The organism is Marinobacter sp. UBA2688, from assembly GCF_002352785.1.
In the GTDB taxonomy this organism is placed as follows: Bacteria; Pseudomonadota; Gammaproteobacteria; order Pseudomonadales; family Oleiphilaceae; genus Marinobacter; species Marinobacter salarius.
Window position 1 is genome coordinate 324,418 of record NZ_DELU01000026.1, and the last position, 21,519, is coordinate 345,936.

Sequence of the window (21,519 nt, forward strand, 5' to 3'; positions counted from 1 at the left end):
ACAATAGACGCTTCAAGCCAACAACCCAGCCAGCCCTGACGCCCTGATCACGCTACGCCCCACTGCCTCTTTCAGCACACCGTCCTGGCATACCGCCAGGCTGAGCCAGTGGCGTGCCCGGGTGATGCCGGTGTATACCAGCTCCCGGGTCAACACCGGGGTCAGGCGGTCCGGAATCACCAGGCAGGCGTGGGTGAATTCCGAGCCCTGGGACTTGTGCACGGTCATGGCGTAGACCGTTTCCATCGATTGCAAACGGCTGGGCGATATCCATCGGACACCTCCGCTACCGTCACTGGACGGAAAGGCGACCCTCAGGGTCTCAACCGGCTCACCCGCGTCGTTACGATCCCAGGGCACGCTCAGGGTGATACCGATATCGCCATTCATCAGCCCCAGATTATAGTCGTTTCCGGTGATCAGTACCGGACGACCGGCGTACCAACCGTCGGTGCGCTCGATCAACCCGGCACTATGTAAACGCCCGGCAATGTCATGGTTCAGTCCTTCCACTCCAAACGGCCCCTGACGCAACGCGCAAAGCACCTTGAAGCGATTGAACGCCGCAAGCACCTCGGTTGCCCAGGCGTCCCATGATTCACGCCCATCCGCCTCGACGTCGATGACAGGTTTGCGGTCACGAATCAGCTTTAGATAGTGGCCGTAGCCAACCGGAGGATCAACCGGCGCAGTGCCAACCACGCGCTGCATGCCCTGGCTGTGAAAGCGTTCCGGGCTGCCGGTCAGGGCGTGATTTGCCAACCACCCCATGTCGTTCTCACCAGTCAGCCAGGCCACATCCTCAAAGCCCTGGTTGCGGCATTGGCCGATCAATTCCCTGCTGAGCTGGCCCGCATTGGTGGCCGACGCCAGCACGCCGATACCGCTATGCTCGTCAAACCGATAGCTCTTTCGCAGCATGGCAACCGCCTGGTCCAGGGCCAGGCCTTCGGAGTCCAGCAGCTCTGATGGCAATTGACATCCGGTCACCGCTTGCAGCCATTGCGCCGTTTGCGGCAGGTAGTGTGCGCCTTCGGCGCGCTGGCAGAGCTCCCCCAATACCGCACCAGCGTCCACCGACGCCAGTTGATCCTTGTCCCCCAGCATAATCAGCCTGGCCTTGTCGGGCAGGGCGGCAAAGACCGACGCCATCAGGTCCACATCCACCATGGACGCTTCATCAATCACCAGGATATCCAATGGCAACGGATTGTCCTCGTTGTGACGAAAACTCCGTGAACCCGGGCGACTGCCCAACATCCGGTGTAATGTAGTGACCTGGGTTGGAATGGCGGATTTATCCGGTGCACCCGGCAGGCTTTCCAGCGGCAGACGGTCAACGGCACCCCCGATGGACTCACTGAGCCTTGCGGCCGCTTTTCCGGTTGGCGCCGAGAGGCGGATGCGCAGGTAAGGGTTGGCACCGGCGGTCTCAGCCGATTCACAAGCCATCGACTGCAAAGCCGCCAGCAGGTTGACTACCGTGGTGGTTTTACCGGTGCCGGGACCGCCGGTAATGACACTGAAGCGGTTCCGTGCTGCCAGGGCACAGGCCACTTTTTGATAATCCGGCGGGCCATCGGAATCGTTTTCCGTGCCGAACAGGGTATCCAGTGCCGTTTTCAACGGCGCGGTATCCGTCAACGCCACACGGTTGTCGAGACGTGTCCGAATACCGGCGGCAATAGCCTGCTCATAGCGCCAGAATCGACGCAGGTACAGCCGCGAGCCATCCAATACCAGCGGTGCTGCCTGCTCGCCGTTGCTGACAGCGCAGCTTTGCCCCAGCATCCCAATCAGTTGGTCAGCGTCGACACTGGCAAACAGATCCGACGGCCTAGGGCTGTTTTCAGGTAGAGAACCGACGCCTTCCGGCGGCAGCACCAGCGTTGGTTCCGTGGCACGACAGAGATGACGCACATCCAGGCAAACGTGCCCCCGCCCCACCTGGTGTGACACCATCGCTGACAGCAGCGCAAGCATGGCCACCGGCTGCTCTCCCTGTTCACGGACCATCGTGCAAACAAACGTCGCGAAGGCATGATCGAGGGCACGAATCCAGTCGCGCTCCACCCACTCATCCAGCAGGGCCAGAGCGTCGGCAGCGGTTTGGGGCAACCGTGGTGCCGGTTCGGGCTCAACGGCGTCGAACAGGTCCGCAATGGTTCCGCTTTCTCCGGTCATGCTGCTTTCTCCCCCTGGCCGCTGAACAGCCGGTCCAGTTCCTCAATCAGGGCCCTGTCCGGTCGTTCGGTAAAAGCGCCGGCGCCCGGTGCATCGCAGCCACGCAGGAACAGGTAGACGGCACCTCCCATGTGGCTGTCGTAATCGTAGTCCGGCAGGCGCGCTTTCAACAGGCGGTGCAACGCCAGCAGGTAGATGACGTACTGCAAGTCATACCGTTTCTCAAGGATTTTGTCTTTCATCACGTCAGGGATATAGGCCTGATCGTCCTCCCCCAGGAAGTTCGACTTGTAGTCCAGCACGTAGTAGCGGCCTTCGTGTTCAAACACCAGGTCGATAAACCCTTTCAGCATGCCATTGAAGGTGGCTTGCTGAGCCTCGGGACGCGGATCACCACCCAGCGTATGCCGGCGGACCAGTCTGTCCATGGCGAGGGTGTTCACCTCATGGCTTTCAAACCAGAACTCTAGTTCCGGCCGAAAGGTTTCAAGGCCCGCCAGGGAGCATGTCCTGCTGCTGCCCGGAAGCGGGATGTCCATGGTGATCAGGGTGTAGATCCAGGTTTTCAGGGTGTCAGTCCAATCACTCCAGTTGCGTAACTGGCAGCGTCGCTCCAGCAGCTCGTGGAGATCCTCCGGCGCATCAGCCACCTTATGGAACCCCTCTCCAGCGCACCACTCCAGAATATCATGCAGGAAGGTGCCGGGGCCGGAGCCTTTCGGGAAAGCATGCTGGTTGACCGGTTGCGGCCCTTGCCAGTCGGGAATCATTGCGGCCAGGGTATCGGCCACAACGGGCTCGTCCTCGTCACGCAGGTTCTCCTGCTCCGCATCCTCACTGGCCGGTGCGAAGTCGTTCCCGTAGCCACCGCGAGCGCCATAGGTGATCGCGGAATAGCTTGCGATCCACCAGTTTTCCCGGGCTTCCCGCACTGGCTCCAGGGCGTTGCCAAGCTCCGGCTCCTCGTCGCCCGCGTAAACGTCGTCTCCTGGTTCAGGCATGGGCGCCACATCGATTGCGGGCTCGCCGGTGGCCACGGACTGCAGGAAGGGCATCAGGTCCGTGTCTTCATCGCTGGCATTGCGGCCAATCAGGTGCCCCAGACCACTCTGCCGCCAGCCTTTGATGCCGCTGGCGCCAACCCAGGTGGCGTGACGGGATCGGGTCAGGGCAACGTAGAGTTTGCGAATATCCTCACCCAGTCGTTCGCGGTCGGCCCTGGCCAGGGTGTCTTCATCCGGCTCAAGGGAAATCTGCAGTCGGCCTTCGTCATCGTGGTACTTGATAAACGCCTGGTTCGGCTTTTCCTCGCGGAATTCGGTGGCAAACGGCAGGAACACCAACGGGTACTCCAGGCCTTTGGACTTGTGGACAGTAACCACCTTGACCAGCCCGGCATCACTTTCCAGGCGCATGGTGCGGTGTTCGTCCTCATCGTCGGAATCCTGCAACATCTCGGTGTAGTGGTGAATGAGCGCATGTTCGCCGTCCAGCTGCTGGCTGTCCTGCTGAAGCAGTTCGGCAATATGCAGAATGTCGGTCAGGCCGCGTTCGCCGTCAGGCCCGGACAGCAGCTTCGCCGGCACGTCATAGTCCATCAGCAGGCGCCGCAGCATCGGCAGTACGCCCTGTTGCTGCCAGAGTTCACGGTAGCCCTGAAAGCGGTTGATCTCGCGGTCCAGCGCATTCTCGTCACTGTACAGACGGTCCAGCTCCTGATAAGCCAGGCCCATGGTGGGCGTGGCGAGTGCCGCGCGAATCAGCGGAAGCTGGCCCGGTTCGGCGCAGGCCTGCAGCCACTGCAACATCTCCACTGACTGGACCGACTGCAGCACGGAATTACGGTCTGAGAGGTACACACTGCGAACGCCCCGGGCGCCCAATGATCGCCGGACGGCATTCGCCTCGTCACGTTTGTTGACCAGCACAGCAACGTGCTCCGGTCGCACGGGCTCAAACGGCGTGCCCTCGGCCCCAAAGCCCGCCTCGCCGCTCTGCCCCAGATTCAACAGGCGGGCAATCTCCGCCGCACAGGCCTCGGCCATGGCCTCCCTGCCGGTTTCCTTGGCGATAGGGCGCTCATCGGTCAGGGTCCAGAACGTCAGTGGTGGTCGCGGCTGCCCGTTAACAAGCCATTGCTGGCTGGTACCTTTGGCCTCCACGGGGCTGAAGGGCAACGGGTTGTCGTCCCCGGCTCGAAACAGGAAGGCCCCTTCGGGCAGGGACTGGTCGGCCTGGGCGAATACCCGGTTGACGCCGTTTACCATGGCGACAGCTGAGCGGTAGTTGGTCCCCAGCGTGTAGGTTCGGCTGCTGACCGCCCGACGGGCATCCAGATAGGTGTAGATATCAGCGCCACGGAAACCGTAAATCGCTTGTTTGGGGTCGCCAATCATCAACAGGCTGGTGTCTTGGTCGTTGCTGGCCACCCGGTATATACGGTCAAAAATCCGGTACTGCACCGGGTCGGTATCCTGGAATTCATCGATCATCGCCACCGGAAACTGCCGACGAATAGTGCCTGCCAGGCGTTCGCCCTGGGGGCCGCCCAACGCGGCATCCAGTCGTGTGAGCAGGTCGTCAAAGCCCATACTGGCCAGGCGCTGTTTTTCGCTGTCCAGGCGACGGGCGATCCAGCAGGCGGCATGATTGAGAATGTTCGCTTTCGCCACCGGCATGGTTTTCAATGCCGGTTTGAGTTCGGTGATGGCGTCCATGGCAGGATGATGCGGAGGCTCATCCTCGCCGGTCCATTTTTCGGCAAACGCGTCCGCCTCCAGGGTATCGAAACCCTTGGTGCGCTTGCTCGACAAGAACTCATGCGGTTCAGCCGCATCGGTTGTGGCCCATTCTCGAAGGTGTTCCACGGCTTTTTGAAGGGAGTTTTTGGTGGTGCCATGCAGCGGTTTCGGCTTTCGCTTCGTGGTTTCCGCCAACAGCTCTTCCAGTTCGTCGCACCAGGCCGGCCAGGGGGCTTTCAGAGCCTGCAGTTCCACCTCCCGCAGGCGTTTCGCTTCCTCCGCAGCGGCCAGTGGGTCACGTTCCGGCACTGGCAGGGCATCAACGTGTGGCAACAGGTTGCGCACTGACTGGCGCAGGCTTTCCGGGGTTTTCCAGGTGTCCAGCACCTCCCCCATCAACTCCGGTGGCATGGGGTAGATAAAGGTACGCCAGTAATCCCTCACAACGTCATCCAGCAGGTCCGTCTGACTGGTCTCCAGGGTCTGACGGAACAGGCTGCCGCTGTCGAAGGCATGCTCGCTGAGCATGCGATTGCACCAGCCGTGGATGGTGGACACGGCAGCCTCGTCCATCCATTCCGCGGCCAACAGCAGTTTGCGGCGGCAGGCTGGCCAGTCGGCCGCTGGGCAGGCATTGCGCAGATTCACCAGTGGGTCTTTTGACATCGCCGCGGTGTCGACGGTGTCCGGTTCAGCCGCGAATAACGCCGCTGCTTCGGTCAGGCGGGCGCGAATCCGGTCCCGGAGTTCCTTGGTGGCGGCCTCGGTAAAGGTCACCACCAACAGGTTGGGCGGCATGATGCCCTCACCGAGTGGCTCCTCCACGGTGCGATGGCCCAGTACCAGGCGCACGTACAGCAACGCCAGGGTAAAGGTCTTGCCGGTGCCGGCACTGGCCTCTATCAGCTGGCTGCCACGCAACGACAGTGTGAGGGGGTCGAGCTTGCGGATCTCTTCCATCATTTTGTCGACCCCCGTCCCGCACCGCCAGGCTTGGCCCGACCGGCCTGTTCGGCGTGCCAGAGTGGCTCATACAGTGCCGACACCAACAGCGGAAATTCGTCATCCGCCAGCAGTTGTTCTACCTCCGGATAGGCCCGGCGCAGGTAACCACTGTCGCGCTCCAGAGCCTTGCCGTAGGCGTCCGTCGCCTTCAGCAGTGCTTTGTCTTCACTGCCCTCGCCCCTGGCGGGAAAAAGGCCCCGCAAATAGCCGAAGGCCGCACCCGACTCTATCGGCAGCGGCCGCGTCTGGCCCTGAATCCAGTAGCCCAGGATGCCGGCCAGGTATTCCCTGGCCTGGTCGGTGTCCAGAGGCAACAGGTTGACGACACGCTTTTCCTCTTTGGCGATCACCAGGGTGTGGAAAGCGTTGTAGCGAATATTACCTGCCAGGTGTGCCACCCAGTGTTCCAAGAGGGCCGGGAACTTTAGCTGGCGAGCGCTTCCGGACCCTTCCAGCAGGTTGCTACTGGCAATCACCACCCGGCAGAAGTCACCGCCCGGGCGGGTACGCAGGTTGCCCAGCCTGTCGTTAACGGTGACCGTCGCGTCGCCATGCTCATGGCGGCACTCAAAGCCTGAGATATCCTCCACCGGCTCAGGCCAGAGCGCCACGGCCTCCTGATAACGCCGGTACAGGTCTGGCATGCGGCTTTCCAACTGCCGGGTCAGGGCGGTTTCGGTCACTCCCATGCCCAACTCGCCTCGCCGGGCCATGCTCGCCAGGGCAGCCTCCAGCCGCTGATGCAGTTCGTCCTCGGTGCCCGATTTCATTACCGCATGACGGATCAGTTCGTCCTCCAGACGCCAGTGGTGCAAGCCGTCCATGGCGAACGCCTCGTTGTCGGTGTCCAGGCTCTCCACATCGGTAAACCGGACCTGCAGCCGGCGCTGGTAAAAGGTGTCCACTGGTCGTTTGAGGAAAGCGCCAATATCGGCAATCGTCAGTGGCTCCGCCGCTGGCAGGAAAGGCAGTTCGGCTCCCACCACATCGGTTTCCCGTTGCTGGTGCGCACTGAGCCATTCACTGTCATAGGTGAACAGGCGCCGCGTTGCCAGCACCGCGTTCACGTCCGGCGAGCCATTGTGCCCGGCTCCGCGATTTCCGGCGGGAAAATACTCACGGCTGAACGGCTGCAGCGGGTGTTTGATCGTCAGGGCCGGAGAGGCTTTTCGGTCCGACTTCTCCACCTGCCACACCGCATCAAGATGGTCACAGAGCTGGCTGACCAGTACCGAGGGCGGCCGTTCCGAATCATCACGGATGCTGCGCCCTACCCAGCTGATGTAAAGCTGCTCCCGCGCGGAGAGCAATGCCTCCAGAAACAGGTAGCGGTCGTCCTCCCGGCGGGAACGGTCGCCCGGCCGGTAATCCACGGCCATCAGGTCAAAATCCACCGGCGGTCGCGAGCGCGGGTAGTCACCGTCGTTCATGCCCAACAGGCACACCCGCCGAAAGGGGATGGCGCGCATGGGCATCAGGGTTGCAAAATTGACCTTGCCGGCCAGGAAGCGCTGATTGAGGCCGCCTTCTTCCAACCCTTCCAGCAGAATTTCCCGCACGATGCTCAGGGGCAGTTCCACGTCTTCCATGCCCGCACTGTTGCAATCCTGGAGCCACTGCTCTGCCTGTCGGCGTAGCCGGTTCACCAGCAGTAGATCGTCGTCAGACAGTTCAGCGAAGAAGCGTTCGAGGATGGACTGCAGCCGATCGAGCCAGCCGGCAGGCGTCGCAGTGCACCTGAGCTCGTGCCAGAGCTCTTCCAGCCGATCCACAAAGCGGTAGAGATTGCCCGCCACACCTGCCTGCAGGCCGCCGATTTCCTCGAACGGTTCGATGCCCTGCCAGGGATCATCACGGCCAGCGCCATAGCCCAACAGCATCCGCCGCAGCCCCGCCTGCCAGGTGTTGCGTTCCAGCCCCTCAGGCAAGTCGAGACTGCTGCGATGTTCGCTGTGCAGACCCCAGCGAATGTTGGCGCCGTCCACCCATTGGCGTACCAATGGAAGATCGCCCTCGGCGATACCGAACCGGCTGCGTACGGCCGGCACTTCCAGCAGGCTGATGATCTCGCTGACGCCAAAACGGCTTTCGGGCAGCGCCATCAACGTGTCCAGTGCAATCAGCACCGGCTGACGATGCCGCTGGCCCTGGTCGGAAATGGTGAACGGGATGTAGCGCCGGGACGACGACGGGTAACGGCCAAACACCGCCTGGATGTGAGGTGCGTAGGTATCAACGTCTGGCACCATGACAATCACGTCGCGGGGCCGAAGCTGCGGGTTGCTGTTGAATGCCGCCAGCAACTGGTCGTGAAGAATCTCCACTTCCCGTTGCGGGCTGTGGGCATTGTGAAACACCACGGAATTGTCCTGGAACGGATCGAGGGTCCGTGCCTGCCCCAGCATCTCTGCCTGGGAAGTGAGCGAACGAATGTCGTTCTGGATCTGGTGCAACAGCGCAGGCTTATCCGGATCTCCGTGGGGCGTGAAAATATCGATCCGGCCCTCCGGAGTTGCCACGCGGCCCTGGTACGCCTCGGGGTTGTCGAATTCGTCCAGCAGGCGAATGTAGTCCCGCCCCTGTTTGCCCCAGGCCGCCAGCAGGGGGTTAGCGTGCTGGTGGAGGGCATCAGGGTCGGTCAGTGCCGCCAGTTCCGGGTGGGTCTTGCCGCGCTTGCGGTCCGCCGTCAGCAGGTCACGGTCGCTGATGATGTCGGCCCAGTAAAATTCGCTGGGATTATGGACACAGAGCACCACCTGGCTGACCCGGCTGAGAACGGACAGGGCTTCCAGCGCCTGCTTCGGCAGGGATGACACACCGAAGACCACAATACGACGGGGCAGGTTTGGAGGCCGGTCTGCGGCTGTCAGTGCCTGCCCTTGCGCCATGAACCGGGTGTGAATGCGTGAACGGCTGGTACCCGCGAGTTCGCCCACATCGGCCACCAGCCTGCGCCACAGTACCGCCTGCCAGCGCAGCTCATCGCCCAGCTCACGGTATTCGCCGCGCGCCATCCGCAGCCGGTCATGGCCGGCTTCCCAATCCGCCAGCCAATCGGCGCGGAAAACCTGATACTGGTCGAACAGGTCCGCAATCTTGCCGGCGAGCTGGTAGCGTCGGGTTTCAGTATCCGTTCCGGCCATGAATCGTCGCAACGGCGCAAACACGTCGTCGTCCGCGATCAACTCCGGCAGTAGTCGGAACAGGCGCCAGACCAGTCGGGACTTATCAAACGGGGACTGTTCCGGTACGCCCTCCGAGGTCAGTACCGCACGGTAGGCCTGCCAGATAAAGCGGGCGGGAAACAGAAAATCCATGCCGGCCGCAATCCCCAGGCCGCCGACCCCGACATCAGCACCCTCCTCGGACGGGTCTTCAGCCAGTGCCAGCTTGAGCCATTGGGCAATACCATTGCTCTGCACAAGAAAGGTTTCACTTTCCAGCGGTGGCAGGGGGCTTTGCCGGCTGATCCAGACCACAGCCCGGCGCAGGTCTTCCAGATGATTCGCGTGGATGGCGTGAAAGCCGGGCTCGATGGATGGCGTTACTGGCATACCTGCCCTGTGTGTTGTTTCCGGTAAGAAACAAAAGCCTACCACAACTTGCATGGGCGACCGGAACGCGTCGCTTTCGGCCCCAGGTAAATTCGCCAATTTCTTGCGAAATCGGGATTGTTTTGCCAGTCTAAATAAATGTAACAGATCATTTCAGCAAAAAAATAAGCGGAGACAACGCGATGAGCACCATGAGCAAGTTCAAGAAACTGGCCGGATTTTCTGCGTTTGCCTTTGCCGCAATGACAGCGGCGAATTCGGTGAATGCTGCCAACTGGCGCTATGCGCACGAAGAATATGAAGGTGATGTCCAGGACGTATTCGCTTACGACTTCAAGGAATACATCGAAGACAACTCCGACCACACCTTGCAGATTTATCGTTTTGGTGAGCTCGGCGAATCCGACGACATCATGGAGCAGACCCAGGCTGGCATCCTTAACTTCGTCAACCAGTCTCCCGGCTTCACCGGCTCGCTGATTCCGGAAGCGCAAATTTTCTTCATTCCTTACCTGATGCCGACCGACATGGACACGGTGATCAAGTTCTTCCGTGAAAGTGAGGCGATCAACGAGGACTTCCCGGAGCTGTATGCCCAGAATGGTCTGGAGCTTCTGCAGATGTACCCGGAAGGCGAAATGGTTGTAACGGTGGACGAGCCCGTCAGCAAACCGGAAGACTTCAACAACAAGAAGATCCGTGTCATGACCAACCCGCTGCTGTCGGAAACCTATTCAGCGTTTGGTGCAACCCCCACGCCGCTGCCCTGGGGTGAAGTTTACGGTGCCCTGCAGACCAACATGATCCAGGGTCAGGAGAACCCGATTTTCTGGATCGAATCCGGCGGTCTTTATGAAGTTTCCCCGAACCTGGTCTTCACCAGTCACGGCTGGTTCACCACTGCCATGATGGCCAACAAGAACTTCTACGACGGCCTGTCCGACGAAGACAAGAAGCTTGTTGAGGACGCTGCGGATTACGCGTTCGAGAAAATCATCGTTCACATCGATGGTCTCGCTGAAGAAGCCCTTGAGAAGATCCAGAAAGCCAGCGACGAAGTCACCGTCACTCGCCTGAACGACGAACAGATCGAAGCCTTCAAGGCCCGCGCGCCGCAGGTTGAAGAGAAGTTCATCGAGATGACTGGCGAAAGCGGTAAAGAACTGCTGAACCAGTTCAAGGAAGACCTCAAGGAAGTTCAGAGCAACTGATCCTGAAGGAACCATTCCCGCCGGCCCTGCCCGGCGGGAATCTGTTTTAACCCCGCCCCGCCGGGGACCTCCTGCCGGCTGGGAGCGATATGTTCTGGAGCAACCCCCCATGTCCGAGAACTCCCCGGATCTAGAAGACGATACCGGCACCTACGAGTCCGGCCTGCCCGGGTTTCTGGGAACCATTGATGAAGTTATTGCTAAAACTGAGGCCGTGATGCTCGCGGTTGGCGTCATCCTTATGGCCGTCAACACATGCATCAACGTTATTGCACGCTTTGTCTTTGGAGAAGGCCTGTTTTTCTCCGGCGAGATTAACCGGATTCTTATTATCCTGATTACGTTTGCCGGCATCGGCTACGCGGCCCGCCATGGCCGCCATATCCGCATGTCTGCGGTTTATGATGCGATCCCGCCAAAAGGGCGCAAAGTACTGATGATTTTCATCGCCCTGTTTACCTCTTTGGTAATGTTCTTCCTCTGCTACCACTCCTATGGATACGTCGAGACCCTTTACAGCCGTGGGCGAATTCTCCCTGCGTTGGGCTTTGAGATCTGGTGGATTTACGTTTGGGCGCCAGTGGGCTTTGCGATTACCGGCATTCAGTATTTCCTCACAGCGATCAAGAATCTCACCAGCAAGGATGTTTATCTCTCCACTGGTGTGATCGACGGCTACTCTGATAGTGAGTCGGAAGTCTGAACCTGCAGCTGCTTTAACAAAGGATAGAAACTCATGGCGACTATAATGATGGTAATCATGATCGGGCTGCTGCTCCTGGGCTTCCCGATGATGGTTCCGCTGATTACCGGTGCGGTGGTCGGTTTTGTAATGATGTTTGATGGCTTCGGCCAGATGGGCACGTTCGTCCAGCAAATGATGGGAGGTATCCGTCCAGCCTCTTTGATTGCTGTGCCCATGTTCATTCTGGCGGCTGATATCATGACTCGCGGGCAGTCCGCCGACCGCCTTATCCATATGGTGATGGCCTTTATCGGGCACATCAAAGGCGGGCTGGCGATCAGTACAGCCACCTCGTGTACCCTCTTTGGTGCGGTATCCGGCTCCACCCAGGCGACGGTTGTGGCTGTTGGTTCTCCCTTGCGTCCCAAACTGCTTAAAGCGGGCTATTCCGACTCGTTCTCCCTGGCGCTGATCATCAATTCCAGTGACATTGCCTTTTTGATCCCCCCCAGTATCGGCTTCATTATCTACGGGGTTATTTCCGGAACCTCCATTGCCGAACTGTTCATTGCAGGCATCGGCCCGGGCGTCATGATTCTGATGATGTTTTCAATCTACTGCCTGATCTATGCATACATTAACAAGGTCCCCACCGAGGAAAGGGCCGGCTGGAGAGAACGGGGGGTCGCCGTCCGCGAAGCACTATGGCCTCTTTTCTTCCCGGTCATCATTGTTGGTGGTATCTACGGCGGTATTTTCAGCCCTACGGAGGCCGCCGCTGTGTGCGTGCTGTACGCCTTCTTACTCGAATTCGTGGTGTTCCGCTCGCTGAAATTGCCGGATATCTATCGGATTGCCAAGTCCACCGGCCTGATTACCGCTGTGGTTTTCATACTGGTTGCCGTGGGCAACGGCTTTTCCTGGATTATCTCGTTTGCACAGATTCCACAAACAATACTGGAAGCAGTTGGCGTCAATGAAGCCGGCCCGGTAGGTGTCCTGATTGCGATCTGTATCGCCTTCTTTGTTGCCTGCATGTTTGTTGACCCGATCGTGGTGATACTGGTGCTGACGCCGATCTTTGCACCGGCGATCGAAGCCACCGGTCTGGACCCAGTGCTCGTCGGGGTTCTGATTACACTGCAGGTCGCCATAGGCTCTGCAACGCCACCCTTTGGTTGTGACATATTCACCGCCATCGCCATATTCAAGCGCCCATACTGGGAAGTAATCCGTGGTACGCCACCGTTCGTCTTTATGCTGGTGGCAGCGGCCGGGCTGATCATCGCCTTCCCGCAAATTGCGCTGTTCCTTCGTGACGTTGCGTTCCGCTGAGGGATATAGAGACCGGACTTCAGGGAGAGTGAAATGTTCAAGAAAATTCTGGTGGCCGTTGACGGTTCCAAGTCATCCTTCAAGGCCATGGACAAGGCCATTGAGCTACAAAAACTCATGGACACCGAGATCTATCTGATCTGTGTTTACAAGCATCACAGCCTGTTTGAGGCATCTCTGTCGATTGGCCGGCCGGATAGCATGGATATCCCTGACAAGGTGCTATCGGAATACGCCAAGGAGATCGTCAACCATGCCAAGGAAAAGGCCAAGGAAAAGGGGGCGGTAAAGGTTCGGGGCTTTGTTAAAGCCGGCCGTCCTTCCAGCGTGATCGTCAAGTTTGCCAAGGACAAGGAAGTAGACCTGATTGTGGTCGGTACCCGGGGCACTCACAGCGATAAAGAGGGTATGCTGCTTGGCAGCGTGTCCCACCGCGTCGCTTCCAAGGCGAAATGTCCAGTGCTGGTAGTTTAACGACAACTGTTTAAGGAAGAACTATGACCACTATCGTAGATTCGCTGAACTCCATTCTGTGGGGCTACGTTCTGGTCTACGGCCTGCTGGGCGTTGGTGTCTTTTTCACCATCCGTCTGGGTTTTCTGCAATTCCTCAATTTTGGGGAAATGATCCGCGCCATTCGTGGCTCCCGTGACAGCGATGTCCACGGTATATCGCCGTTCCAGGCCCTATGCACCAGCCTTGCCTCTCGCGTGGGCACCGGCAACCTCGCCGGTGTCGCGGTGGCCCTGTATCTTGGCGGTGCTGGCGCCATCTTCTGGATGTGGATGGTCGCCCTGGTCGGCATGGCAACCGGCTACGCGGAGAGCACGCTGGCACAGCTCTACAAGGTACGTGATGGCAAAGGCCAGTATCGGGGTGGGCCTGCGGTCTACATAACCAAGGGCCTGAAGGCGCCGTGGGCGGGCAGTATTTTTGCCGTCTGCCTGATCCTGTCCTTCGGACTGGTCTTCAACGCTGTTCAGGCAAATTCCATTGCCGATGCCATGCAGGGTGCCTTTGGAGTGCCCAAGATTTGGGTTGGCATTGTGATCGCTGTTCTCGCGGGCATTGTCATCTTTGGTGGCCTGCGCTCCATCGTCCGGTTCGCAGAACTGGTAGTGCCGCTGATGGCGGGTCTCTATGTGCTTATTGCTCTGGTGATTATGGCCATTAACATCACTGAAGTGCCGGGCGTGCTGATGACCATCGTAAAGAGCGCCTTCGGGCTGGAAGAAGCCGCCGGCGGCGCAGCGGGTTCCATTACCGCCGCCATGCTCAATGGTATCAAGCGCGGGCTGTTCTCCAACGAGGCCGGCATGGGCTCGGCGCCCAACATTGCGGCAACGGCCACACCAGCGCCCCACCACCCGTCATCCCAGGGATTGGTGCAGGCGTTTGGCGTGTTTGTCGACACCATCATTATCTGCACCGCAACAGCAGTGATGATTTTGCTCTCCGGCGTCATGGAACCGGGCTCCGGCATTACCGGAACCCAGCTTACCCAGGATGCCATGCAAAGCCACATTGGCGAGTCTGGCGCCTATTTCATCGCCATTGCCATCCTGTTCTTTGCATTCACGTCCATTGTCGCCAACTACACCTACGCAGAGAATGCCCTGATTCACCTTGGCGGTGACAGTACCATCGCCATTACACTGCTTCGCTCTGCCGTCCTGGGGATGGTTGTATGGGGCAGTTACGAGGCGGTGGTGACTGTTTTCAACGCCGCTGACGCATCCATGGGTCTGATGGCAACCATCAACCTGATTGCCATTGTCATGCTTTCAGGTACGGTGGTGAAGCTGACAAAAGACTATCTTGCCCAGCGCAAACAGGGCGAGGTACCCCACTTCAAATCAAAAGACTACCCTGAGCTGCACGAAAAGATCGACGGCAACATCTGGCATTAGTACCCGTTCCGGCGCCTATGAAATTTCTACCCGGTCCCTGCCCGCCTCCTTGGCGCGGTAAAGGGCCCGGTCGGCAAGTCCCAGCAAGCTGTCTGGGGAATCGCTGCACTCGGGCCAGCTGGACACCCCCACCGATATGGTTACATGGCCCAACTCAAAGCCACCATGTTCCACCGGCATGGCACGGACGGCATGGGCCAGTTCTCGCGCCTTATCGTAAGCGGCTTTTGCGGTGGAGCCAGCCATGATGATGACAAACTCCTCGCCTCCAAAACGACAGACCACATCGCTGTCGCGGAAATGCCGCGCCAACACACCGGCCACGGCTTTCAGAGCGGAATCGCCGGCTTCGTGGCCATGAGTGTCGTTAAAGCGTTTGAAATGATCGATATCCACCATCAGCAGTGACAGCGGCTGGTCACCACGCAAGGCCACCGCCGACTCGTGCTCCAGAAGCTGATCAAAATAACGGCGATTCTTCAGGCCGGTGAGCGCATCCTCATACGAGTATTTCTGCAGTTCCTCCCGCAAGCTGATGCTTGAGAGCGCGATACCGATTTTCTGCACCCCCTGACTTAACGTCTGGAACAAGCGGGCCACGCCGTAATCCGTGCCGTCAGCCGCAAACTCGTCCGGCACTTCCACAAACAACAGCGCCATTGTCACCGCCCCCTCGGTTGCCGACTGCAGATTGATCCACAAACACAATGACTCATCCTCGTCCTTCTGCCACCCGGACCAGGACTGATCCAGGTCCTGAACATGGCGGGCCGGTATCTGGCTATGGGGCGGCGGGCCCTCAGGAGTTTCGATGCGTAATGGTGATTCCGGTTCCCCTGCATACCCCCAGCGAGTCAACAGTTCATAGGCGCTGCCGTTTTCCACACGCTGATATAGCCTTCCCCGCAGAGGACTGCACAGGTCAGGAAGTCGTCGCGCCAGGATATGGAACGTCTGGTTGAGGCTGATGCAATCCTGCAGTTCCCCGTTGATGTCGTTCAGAACACGGGTTTTTTCATTCTCGAACGTGAGCAGCCTCACCCTGGCCTGCTCACGGCGAGCCAACGATTCCGCCTTCTGGGTTCGCTCTGTTACCTGCTGCTCCAGCGACAGGTTCAACCGATGGAGCGCCTGTTGGGTTCGTGCATAATGCCAGAGGGAAATCATCACTACGGCCAGCGAGAAGACCAGCGTTCCCCAACTGACCGGTACCCGCCCCCAGGGCAGGACGCCGTGGGCAACGGCCATATCCACCACCAACAAGCTGCAGAACACGCCATAAGCGGCGAGGATGATCTGCTGTTCAATCTTCAGTTGTCTGAACCGCTTTACGACAACGACCGTGACGGTTGCAAGGGACGCTAACAGCAGCGCATCAAACGGCGGGTACGTTGATGACAGGTCAACCACACCCATTAATGCCAGCCCTATCGCCACCACCGCGTAGACAAGGTGAATCTTCCAGACCAGATTAATCAACCAGGGCCGGCGATCACTGAACCACTGCTCCAGCAACAATGCCATGGCCACCGGCAGCATGTAGTAGGAACCAGCGGCCAGATAGTCCCACATCATCGGCAGGTTCCAGATCAACTGACTGGCCTGGCTGTCGGACAGAAGCAGAACAGCGGACGACAAAGAGAACAGGGCAATGCTGCCGAAACTCTTCTTTTCCGTTTGCAACAGGGCAAAGATCATCGCTAGCAGGGCAATCAGGGCTGAAAAGCCGGAAATGACCAGGGCTTCGAGGGAGTTTTTCACGATAAACAGGGTCAGGGCCGGCTGCTCCATAATGGAGACTTCACCCCACAGACCAATGTCGGTGTAATCAGAGAAAATGCGAAAGTAGATCGGCGTACCCGCAAACTCTTCAGGCAGCGGAATCGCGTGCCAGGGCCAACCTTCAAAACGCCCCCGGCCCTGATCATCAAACGTGCCGTACTGGTAGATGTTCTCGCCGTCGAGCCAGACCTGGACAATCAGATCGACACTGTAGATATACAGAACCGGCTCCTGCCACTCGCCCTCCGGAAGGGTGATGCGATACCACACATGTTCTTGTCCGTTGCGACCAGGCGGGTTGGATGGAAAGCTGATAGCGTTCCATTGCCAGGGGGCCTGACCCAGAGTCCACTCCGGCACCCCCTCCTCGGTCAATGGAGAATCGCCCCACCGATATTCCCATCCCTCGTCCAGGTCCACTGCCGCATACGCCGCCGAAGGCACCAAAAAGCTCAAAGCGATCAGGAGCATCAGCCTTACGGCGTTTAGGGAGTACAACATCTGCATACAGTGGGCTTGCCTGTCGCCAAATAGTACAGTAGTGCAATTATACAACATCTATGGAGTTAAACTCGCTCAGGCGCGCCATAAAAACAAGTGCTAACTGAAGCCATAGCAACGCTTTCGCGTTTTTGCCCGTTCTACCTGTCACAAAACCATCACACAGTTTCCGTAGTGTCATATTCACGTCATCAACAGGACACAAGGAACTGCCTCATGAACCGTACCATTGCTGCTATCACCATTGCCTCAATACTCCTGCCCGTCGCTGCCCACAGCGCCTTCAAACTGGATTCACGATACCAGGATCGTGATGGCGACCTTGTTGCCGACATCCCGGAACAGACCGAAAAGCAGACCGACCCGTCCACCCTCGTATTTGCCTATACACCGGTTGAAGATCCAGCGGTCTATCGTGAGGTGTGGTCCGGTTTCCTGGACCACCTGTCGGACATCACCGGCAAGCAGGTGCAGTTCTTCCCGGTTCAGTCCAACGCCGCCCAGATTGAAGCGATGCGTGCGGGTCGCCTTCACATTGCCGGCTTCAACACCGGTTCCAACCCCCTGGCCGTTGCCTGCGCTGGATTCCGTCCATTCACCATGATGGCTGCCGCCGATGGCTCCTTCGGATACGAGATGGAAATCATCACCTACCCGGGCTCTGGTGTTGAAAAGGTGGAAGACATTCGCGGGGGAGAGCTGGCGTTCACCTCCCAGACCTCCAACTCCGGCTTCAAAGCGCCGTCAGCCATTCTCAAGGCCGACTACAACATGGTTCCTGACCAGGACTTTGAGCCAGTGTTCTCAGGCAAACACGATAACTCCATTCTTGGCGTCGCCAATAAAGACTACCAGGCCGCGGCGATTGCCAATTCGGTACTCAACCGAATGTTGCAACGGGATGTCGTGAGTGACGAACAGATCGTCAGCGTCTACAAATCACAAACCTTCCCGACCACCGGCTACGGCATTGCCCATAACCTGAAACCGGAGCTCCAGGAACAGATCCAGGAAGCCTTCTTTACCTTCGACTGGAAAGGCTCCGAACTGGAAGAAGAGTTCTCCAAATCCGGCGAGGCACAGTTCATTCCCATCACCTTCAAGGAACACTGGGAAGTGATCCGCAAGATCGACGATGCCAACGGCGTTGAATACAACTGCCGTTAATCCGGCCACGGCAGGTTACTGTGCTCGAACTCAAACACCTTTCGAAAACCTACCGCACCGGCGACCAGGCCTTGACCGACATCGGCTTTACCGTGCCGGCAGGGCAGGTCGTTGGCCTGATCGGCCCGTCCGGTGCGGGAAAATCCACACTGATCCGCTGCATCAACCGGCTGGTTGAACCGTCCCGGGGCTCAGTCGTCCTGGGCGATACCGAACTGACAACCCTCCGCGACCGGGCGTTGCGCAAAGCCAGAAGGCGTATCGGTATGATTTTCCAGGAGTACGCCCTGGTGGAACGACTGACCGTGATGGAGAACGTCCTGTCGGGGAGACTGGGCTACGTGGCCGGATGGCGGTCGTTTTTGCGCCGTTTCAATCGCGAGGACATTGCCCTGGCCTTTTCGTTGCTGGAAAAAGTCGGCCTGGCAGAGCACTACAATAAGCGCGCGGATGCCCTGTCGGGCGGCCAGCGACAGCGTGTGGGAATCGCACGGGCGCTGGAGCAGAACCCGGAGCTGCTTCTGGTGGATGAACCCACCGCCTCCCTGGACCCCAAAACCTCCCGTCAGATCATGCGCTTGATCCAGACGGTTTGCCGGGAACGCAACCTGCCCGCGATCATCAATATCCACGATGTCATGCTGGCCCAGCAGTTCTCCGACCGTATCATCGGCCTGCGCGCAGGCGAGGTGGTGTTTGACGGCAAACCGGAAGAGCTGACGGACGACGTGCTAACACGCATCTATGGTGAGGAAGACTGGGCCCAGGTACGCAAGGACCAAACAGATGAAGACAACGACAGGGCATCCCCAGCCGTTGATCTGGCGGAGGGTGTCTAGTTTTGTCCAACGCCACGCCCTCTACCTGGAGACGCCCGCCCGTTCTGCTGAAAAACCCGCTCTGGCGACGGGCATTCTACCTTGGCGCGATTGTCTATCTGGCACTGGCCCTGCAAAGCGTCGAGGTCAACTGGATGCGGGTGTACGATGGCCTTGAGCGCGGCTGGCGATTTGTGGAAGGCTTCCTTGTACCCGATTTCACGTCTCGTTGGACCGATATCCGGGCAGGGCTGATCGAAAGCCTGACCATGACGGTTACTTCTACAGTCGCAGGCATCCTGATCTCGGTGCCCATCGGCATAGGCGCTGCCCGCAACCTGGCGCCTGCACCCGTTTACCTCGCCTGCCGGGCCATTATTACCCTATCCCGTTCCTTCCAGGAGGTGATCATCGCCATCCTGCTGGTGGCAATGTTCGGATTTGGCCCCTTTGCCGGCTTCCTCACCCTGGCGTTTGCCACCATCGGCTTTCTATCAAAGCTGTTGGCCGAAGATATCGAGGCCTGCGATCGCAACCAGATTGAGGCGATCCGCGCTACCGGCGCAGGCTGGTGGCAAGTGGTTAACTACGCGGTGCAGCCCCAGGTGATGCCCCGCCTTGTGGGTTTGTCCCTGTACCGTCTGGATATCAACTTCCGAGAGTCAGCGGTGATCGGCATTGTCGGGGCCGGAGGCATAGGCGCCACCCTCAACACCGCCATTGATCGTTACGAATACGACTCCGCTGGCGCCATCCTGATTATCATCATCGCCATTGTACTGGCGGTTGAGTATTCCTCTTCACATATCCGCAGGTGGGTCCAGTGATAGACGTGAGCGCACGACACCACGCAGACTGGCAGTTCCATTCCGGTAAACAGCAACTGGCGCGATGGATCGGATGGTTTTGGCTGGTGGCCCTGACGGTATTCTGCTGGGAGTTGATGAACCGGAATACCATTTGGGCTTTCGTATCGGACGCACCGGACCAGGCCGCCGATATTGGTGAACGGATGTTTCCACCCGCATGGAGCTACGTGAACCAACTCTGGACGCCACTGTGGGACACTCTCAATATCGCAACCCTGGGCACGATTATCGGTGTGATTATCGCCATCCCAGTAGCCTTTCTGGCCGCCAGCAACACCACGCCCAGCCGTCGTTTCGTGCGGCCAGTGGCACTGCTCATCATCGTCTCCTCCCGCTCCATCAACTCGCTGATATGGGCGCTGTTGCTGGTAGCCATAATCGGTCCTGGTCTATTGTCGGGTATTGTCGCTATCGGACTGCGCTCCATCGGGTTCGTCGCAAAGCTTCTGTACGAAGCCATTGAGGAAATCGACGTCAAACAGGTTGAGGCGGTGCGCGCCACCGGAGCCTCCGGAGCGCAGGTCATTGACTATGCGATTGTGCCGCAGATCCTGCCCGCCTTCTGGGGCATCAGTGTTTTTCGCTGGGACATCAACATCCGCGAATCCACCATCCTTGGGCTGGTGGGCGCGGGCGGGCTCGGCCTGCAGCTGCAAGCATCCCTGAGCACCCTGGCGTGGAATCAGGTCACCATGATTTTCGTGGTGATACTGGTCACGGTGGTGGCCTCGGAATGGGTTTCCGCGAGGGTGCGCCAAGCGGTACTCTAGGCCAATGATCGATACCCACCCCATCTCGTTTAATGGCATAACACCCACTCCAGCCTGGGCTTTCCACCAGTATGAGCAGATCCGTCGCTGGCTGCCTGCGGGCCTGCCGACCTCAGAACAGCCTGGACCAGTCACGCTGGAGGATATGGCGCCGCTGGCGGACCGGTTCCAGGTATACGTGTTCGATGCCTTTGGGGTACTGAATGCCGGACCCAGGGCCTTCCCCGCAGCCATTCAACGGTTTCGCGAGCTGCAACGAATGGGCAAACACGTCCAGATTCTCTCCAACGCGGCTACCGCCAGCCACGCCAAACTGGTGGAGAAGTATCGGCGCATGGGGTTCGACATCACGCCGGAACAGTTGATCTCCAGCCGCTGGTTGTTGGAGCAGTCTCTGTCCGACCGGGGACGCGAAGGGCTATGGGGTGTCATTGCCCCGGAGAATTCCGAACCGGACACGCTGCCGCTAGACTGGCAACCGGTGCGGCCCCCCGTCACGGAGCAACTGAAACGAAAACTGGATAGCTATGACGGCCTGATCATGCTCAGCAGCGAGGATTGGAACGAGGAGATGCAGGCGGCACTGGAGGCCACACTGACAGAACGGCCGAGGCCACTGGAAATCGCCAATCCAGATCTGGTGGCCCCCCGCGGCGACTGCCTGACGCTGGAACCCGGATTCTTCGCCCACCGGGCGCGGCAGGCCAGCGGTGTCCAACCGCAGTTCTACGGCAAGCCCTATGCACCTGCTTTCCAGGCTGTGCTTGAGCGCTTCGCGGACGTGCCGCCGGGGCAGATACTCATGGTGGGCGACACCCTTCATACGGACATCCTGGGCGGGCAGAACGCCGGCATGAAAACCCTGCTGGTTACGGCCGAGGGCTCCCTGCAGGGTATGGATATACCGCGCTGCATCGCGCAGTCTGGTATCGCGCCTGACTTTATCGCCCCGGAGATCTGATTTCCGGGGCGGATCAAGCCGTTTGC

14 protein-coding genes are annotated in these 21,519 nt (G+C 59.1%); 10 read left to right on the forward strand and 4 right to left on the reverse strand.

What is annotated here, in order from left to right:
• Positions 1-12: 12 nt before the first annotated feature.
• Genes recD through recC form a run of 3 tightly spaced genes read right to left on the reverse strand, consistent with a single transcriptional unit; the run spans position 13 to position 9,484 of the window.
• Complete coding sequence (recD, locus tag B3M52_RS16950) at positions 13-2,184, reverse strand: exodeoxyribonuclease V subunit alpha (RefSeq protein ID WP_075195424.1); 2,172 nt, start codon at positions 2,182-2,184, stop codon at positions 13-15.
• Positions 2,181-5,888 carry an exodeoxyribonuclease V subunit beta gene (gene recB / locus B3M52_RS16955; protein WP_083637191.1) on the reverse strand — a complete coding sequence of 1,236 codons (3,708 nt, stop codon included), beginning with the start codon at positions 5,886-5,888 and terminating at the stop codon, positions 2,181-2,183. Before recB ends, recD begins: the two co-directional genes overlap by 4 nt.
• Positions 5,885-9,484: an exodeoxyribonuclease V subunit gamma gene (recC, locus tag B3M52_RS16960; RefSeq protein WP_075195425.1), complete on the reverse strand. Its 3,600-nt coding sequence runs from the start codon at positions 9,482-9,484 to the stop codon at positions 5,885-5,887. The genes recB and recC overlap by 4 nt, the downstream gene beginning before the upstream one ends.
• A 182-nt stretch (positions 9,485-9,666) precedes the next feature.
• Between recC and dctP the strand changes: the two genes are divergently transcribed.
• The 5 genes from dctP (at position 9,667) to B3M52_RS16985 (ending at position 14,625) form a co-directional block, all read left to right on the forward strand.
• Positions 9,667-10,695, forward strand: coding sequence for a TRAP transporter substrate-binding protein DctP (gene dctP, locus B3M52_RS16965; RefSeq protein ID WP_075195426.1), 1,029 nt, complete (start codon positions 9,667-9,669; stop codon positions 10,693-10,695).
• Between the two features lie 109 nt (positions 10,696-10,804).
• Complete coding sequence (locus B3M52_RS16970; protein WP_036202413.1) at positions 10,805-11,398, forward strand: TRAP transporter small permease; 594 nt, start codon at positions 10,805-10,807, stop codon at positions 11,396-11,398.
• Between the two features lie 33 nt (positions 11,399-11,431).
• Positions 11,432-12,715 (forward strand): TRAP transporter large permease, encoded by a 1,284-nt coding sequence (locus B3M52_RS16975; RefSeq protein WP_075195427.1) that lies wholly within the window; start codon positions 11,432-11,434, stop codon positions 12,713-12,715.
• A gap of 33 nt (positions 12,716-12,748) precedes the next feature.
• Positions 12,749-13,189: a universal stress protein gene (locus B3M52_RS16980; RefSeq protein WP_041333611.1), complete on the forward strand. Its 441-nt coding sequence runs from the start codon at positions 12,749-12,751 to the stop codon at positions 13,187-13,189.
• A gap of 23 nt (positions 13,190-13,212) precedes the next feature.
• Positions 13,213-14,625 carry an alanine/glycine:cation symporter family protein gene (locus tag B3M52_RS16985; RefSeq protein WP_075195428.1) on the forward strand — a complete coding sequence of 471 codons (1,413 nt, stop codon included), beginning with the start codon at positions 13,213-13,215 and terminating at the stop codon, positions 14,623-14,625.
• 15 nt (positions 14,626-14,640) lie between these two features.
• Here the strand turns inward: B3M52_RS16985 and B3M52_RS16990 are convergent, their stop codons facing one another.
• Entirely contained in the window at positions 14,641-16,878 is a 2,238-nt protein-coding gene (locus tag B3M52_RS16990; protein WP_226909965.1) for a sensor domain-containing diguanylate cyclase, read from the reverse strand.
• 246 nt (positions 16,879-17,124) lie between these two features.
• Between B3M52_RS16990 and phnD the strand changes: the two genes are divergently transcribed.
• From phnD to B3M52_RS17015, 5 genes are read left to right on the forward strand one after another with little or no spacing between them, the layout of a single operon-like run.
• Positions 17,125-18,075, forward strand: coding sequence for a phosphate/phosphite/phosphonate ABC transporter substrate-binding protein (phnD, locus tag B3M52_RS16995; RefSeq protein ID WP_075195430.1), 951 nt, complete (start codon positions 17,125-17,127; stop codon positions 18,073-18,075).
• Between the two features lie 20 nt (positions 18,076-18,095).
• Positions 18,096-18,914, forward strand: a complete 819-nt coding sequence (gene phnC, locus B3M52_RS17000) for a phosphonate ABC transporter ATP-binding protein (RefSeq protein ID WP_075195431.1) — start codon at positions 18,096-18,098, stop codon at positions 18,912-18,914.
• A gap of 2 nt (positions 18,915-18,916) precedes the next feature.
• On the forward strand, positions 18,917-19,720 hold the full coding sequence (phnE, locus tag B3M52_RS17005) for a phosphonate ABC transporter, permease protein PhnE (protein ID WP_075195432.1): 804 nt from the start codon (positions 18,917-18,919) through the stop codon (positions 19,718-19,720).
• Entirely contained in the window at positions 19,717-20,532 is an 816-nt protein-coding gene (gene phnE, locus B3M52_RS17010) for a phosphonate ABC transporter, permease protein PhnE (protein WP_075195433.1), read from the forward strand. The genes phnE (B3M52_RS17005) and phnE (B3M52_RS17010) overlap by 4 nt, the downstream gene beginning before the upstream one ends.
• A 4-nt stretch (positions 20,533-20,536) precedes the next feature.
• The gene (locus B3M52_RS17015; RefSeq protein ID WP_083637192.1) at positions 20,537-21,493 is read left to right on the forward strand and encodes an HAD-IIA family hydrolase; all 957 of its coding nucleotides are present in this window, start codon (positions 20,537-20,539) and stop codon (positions 21,491-21,493) included.
• Positions 21,494-21,519: the final 26 nt, after the last annotated feature.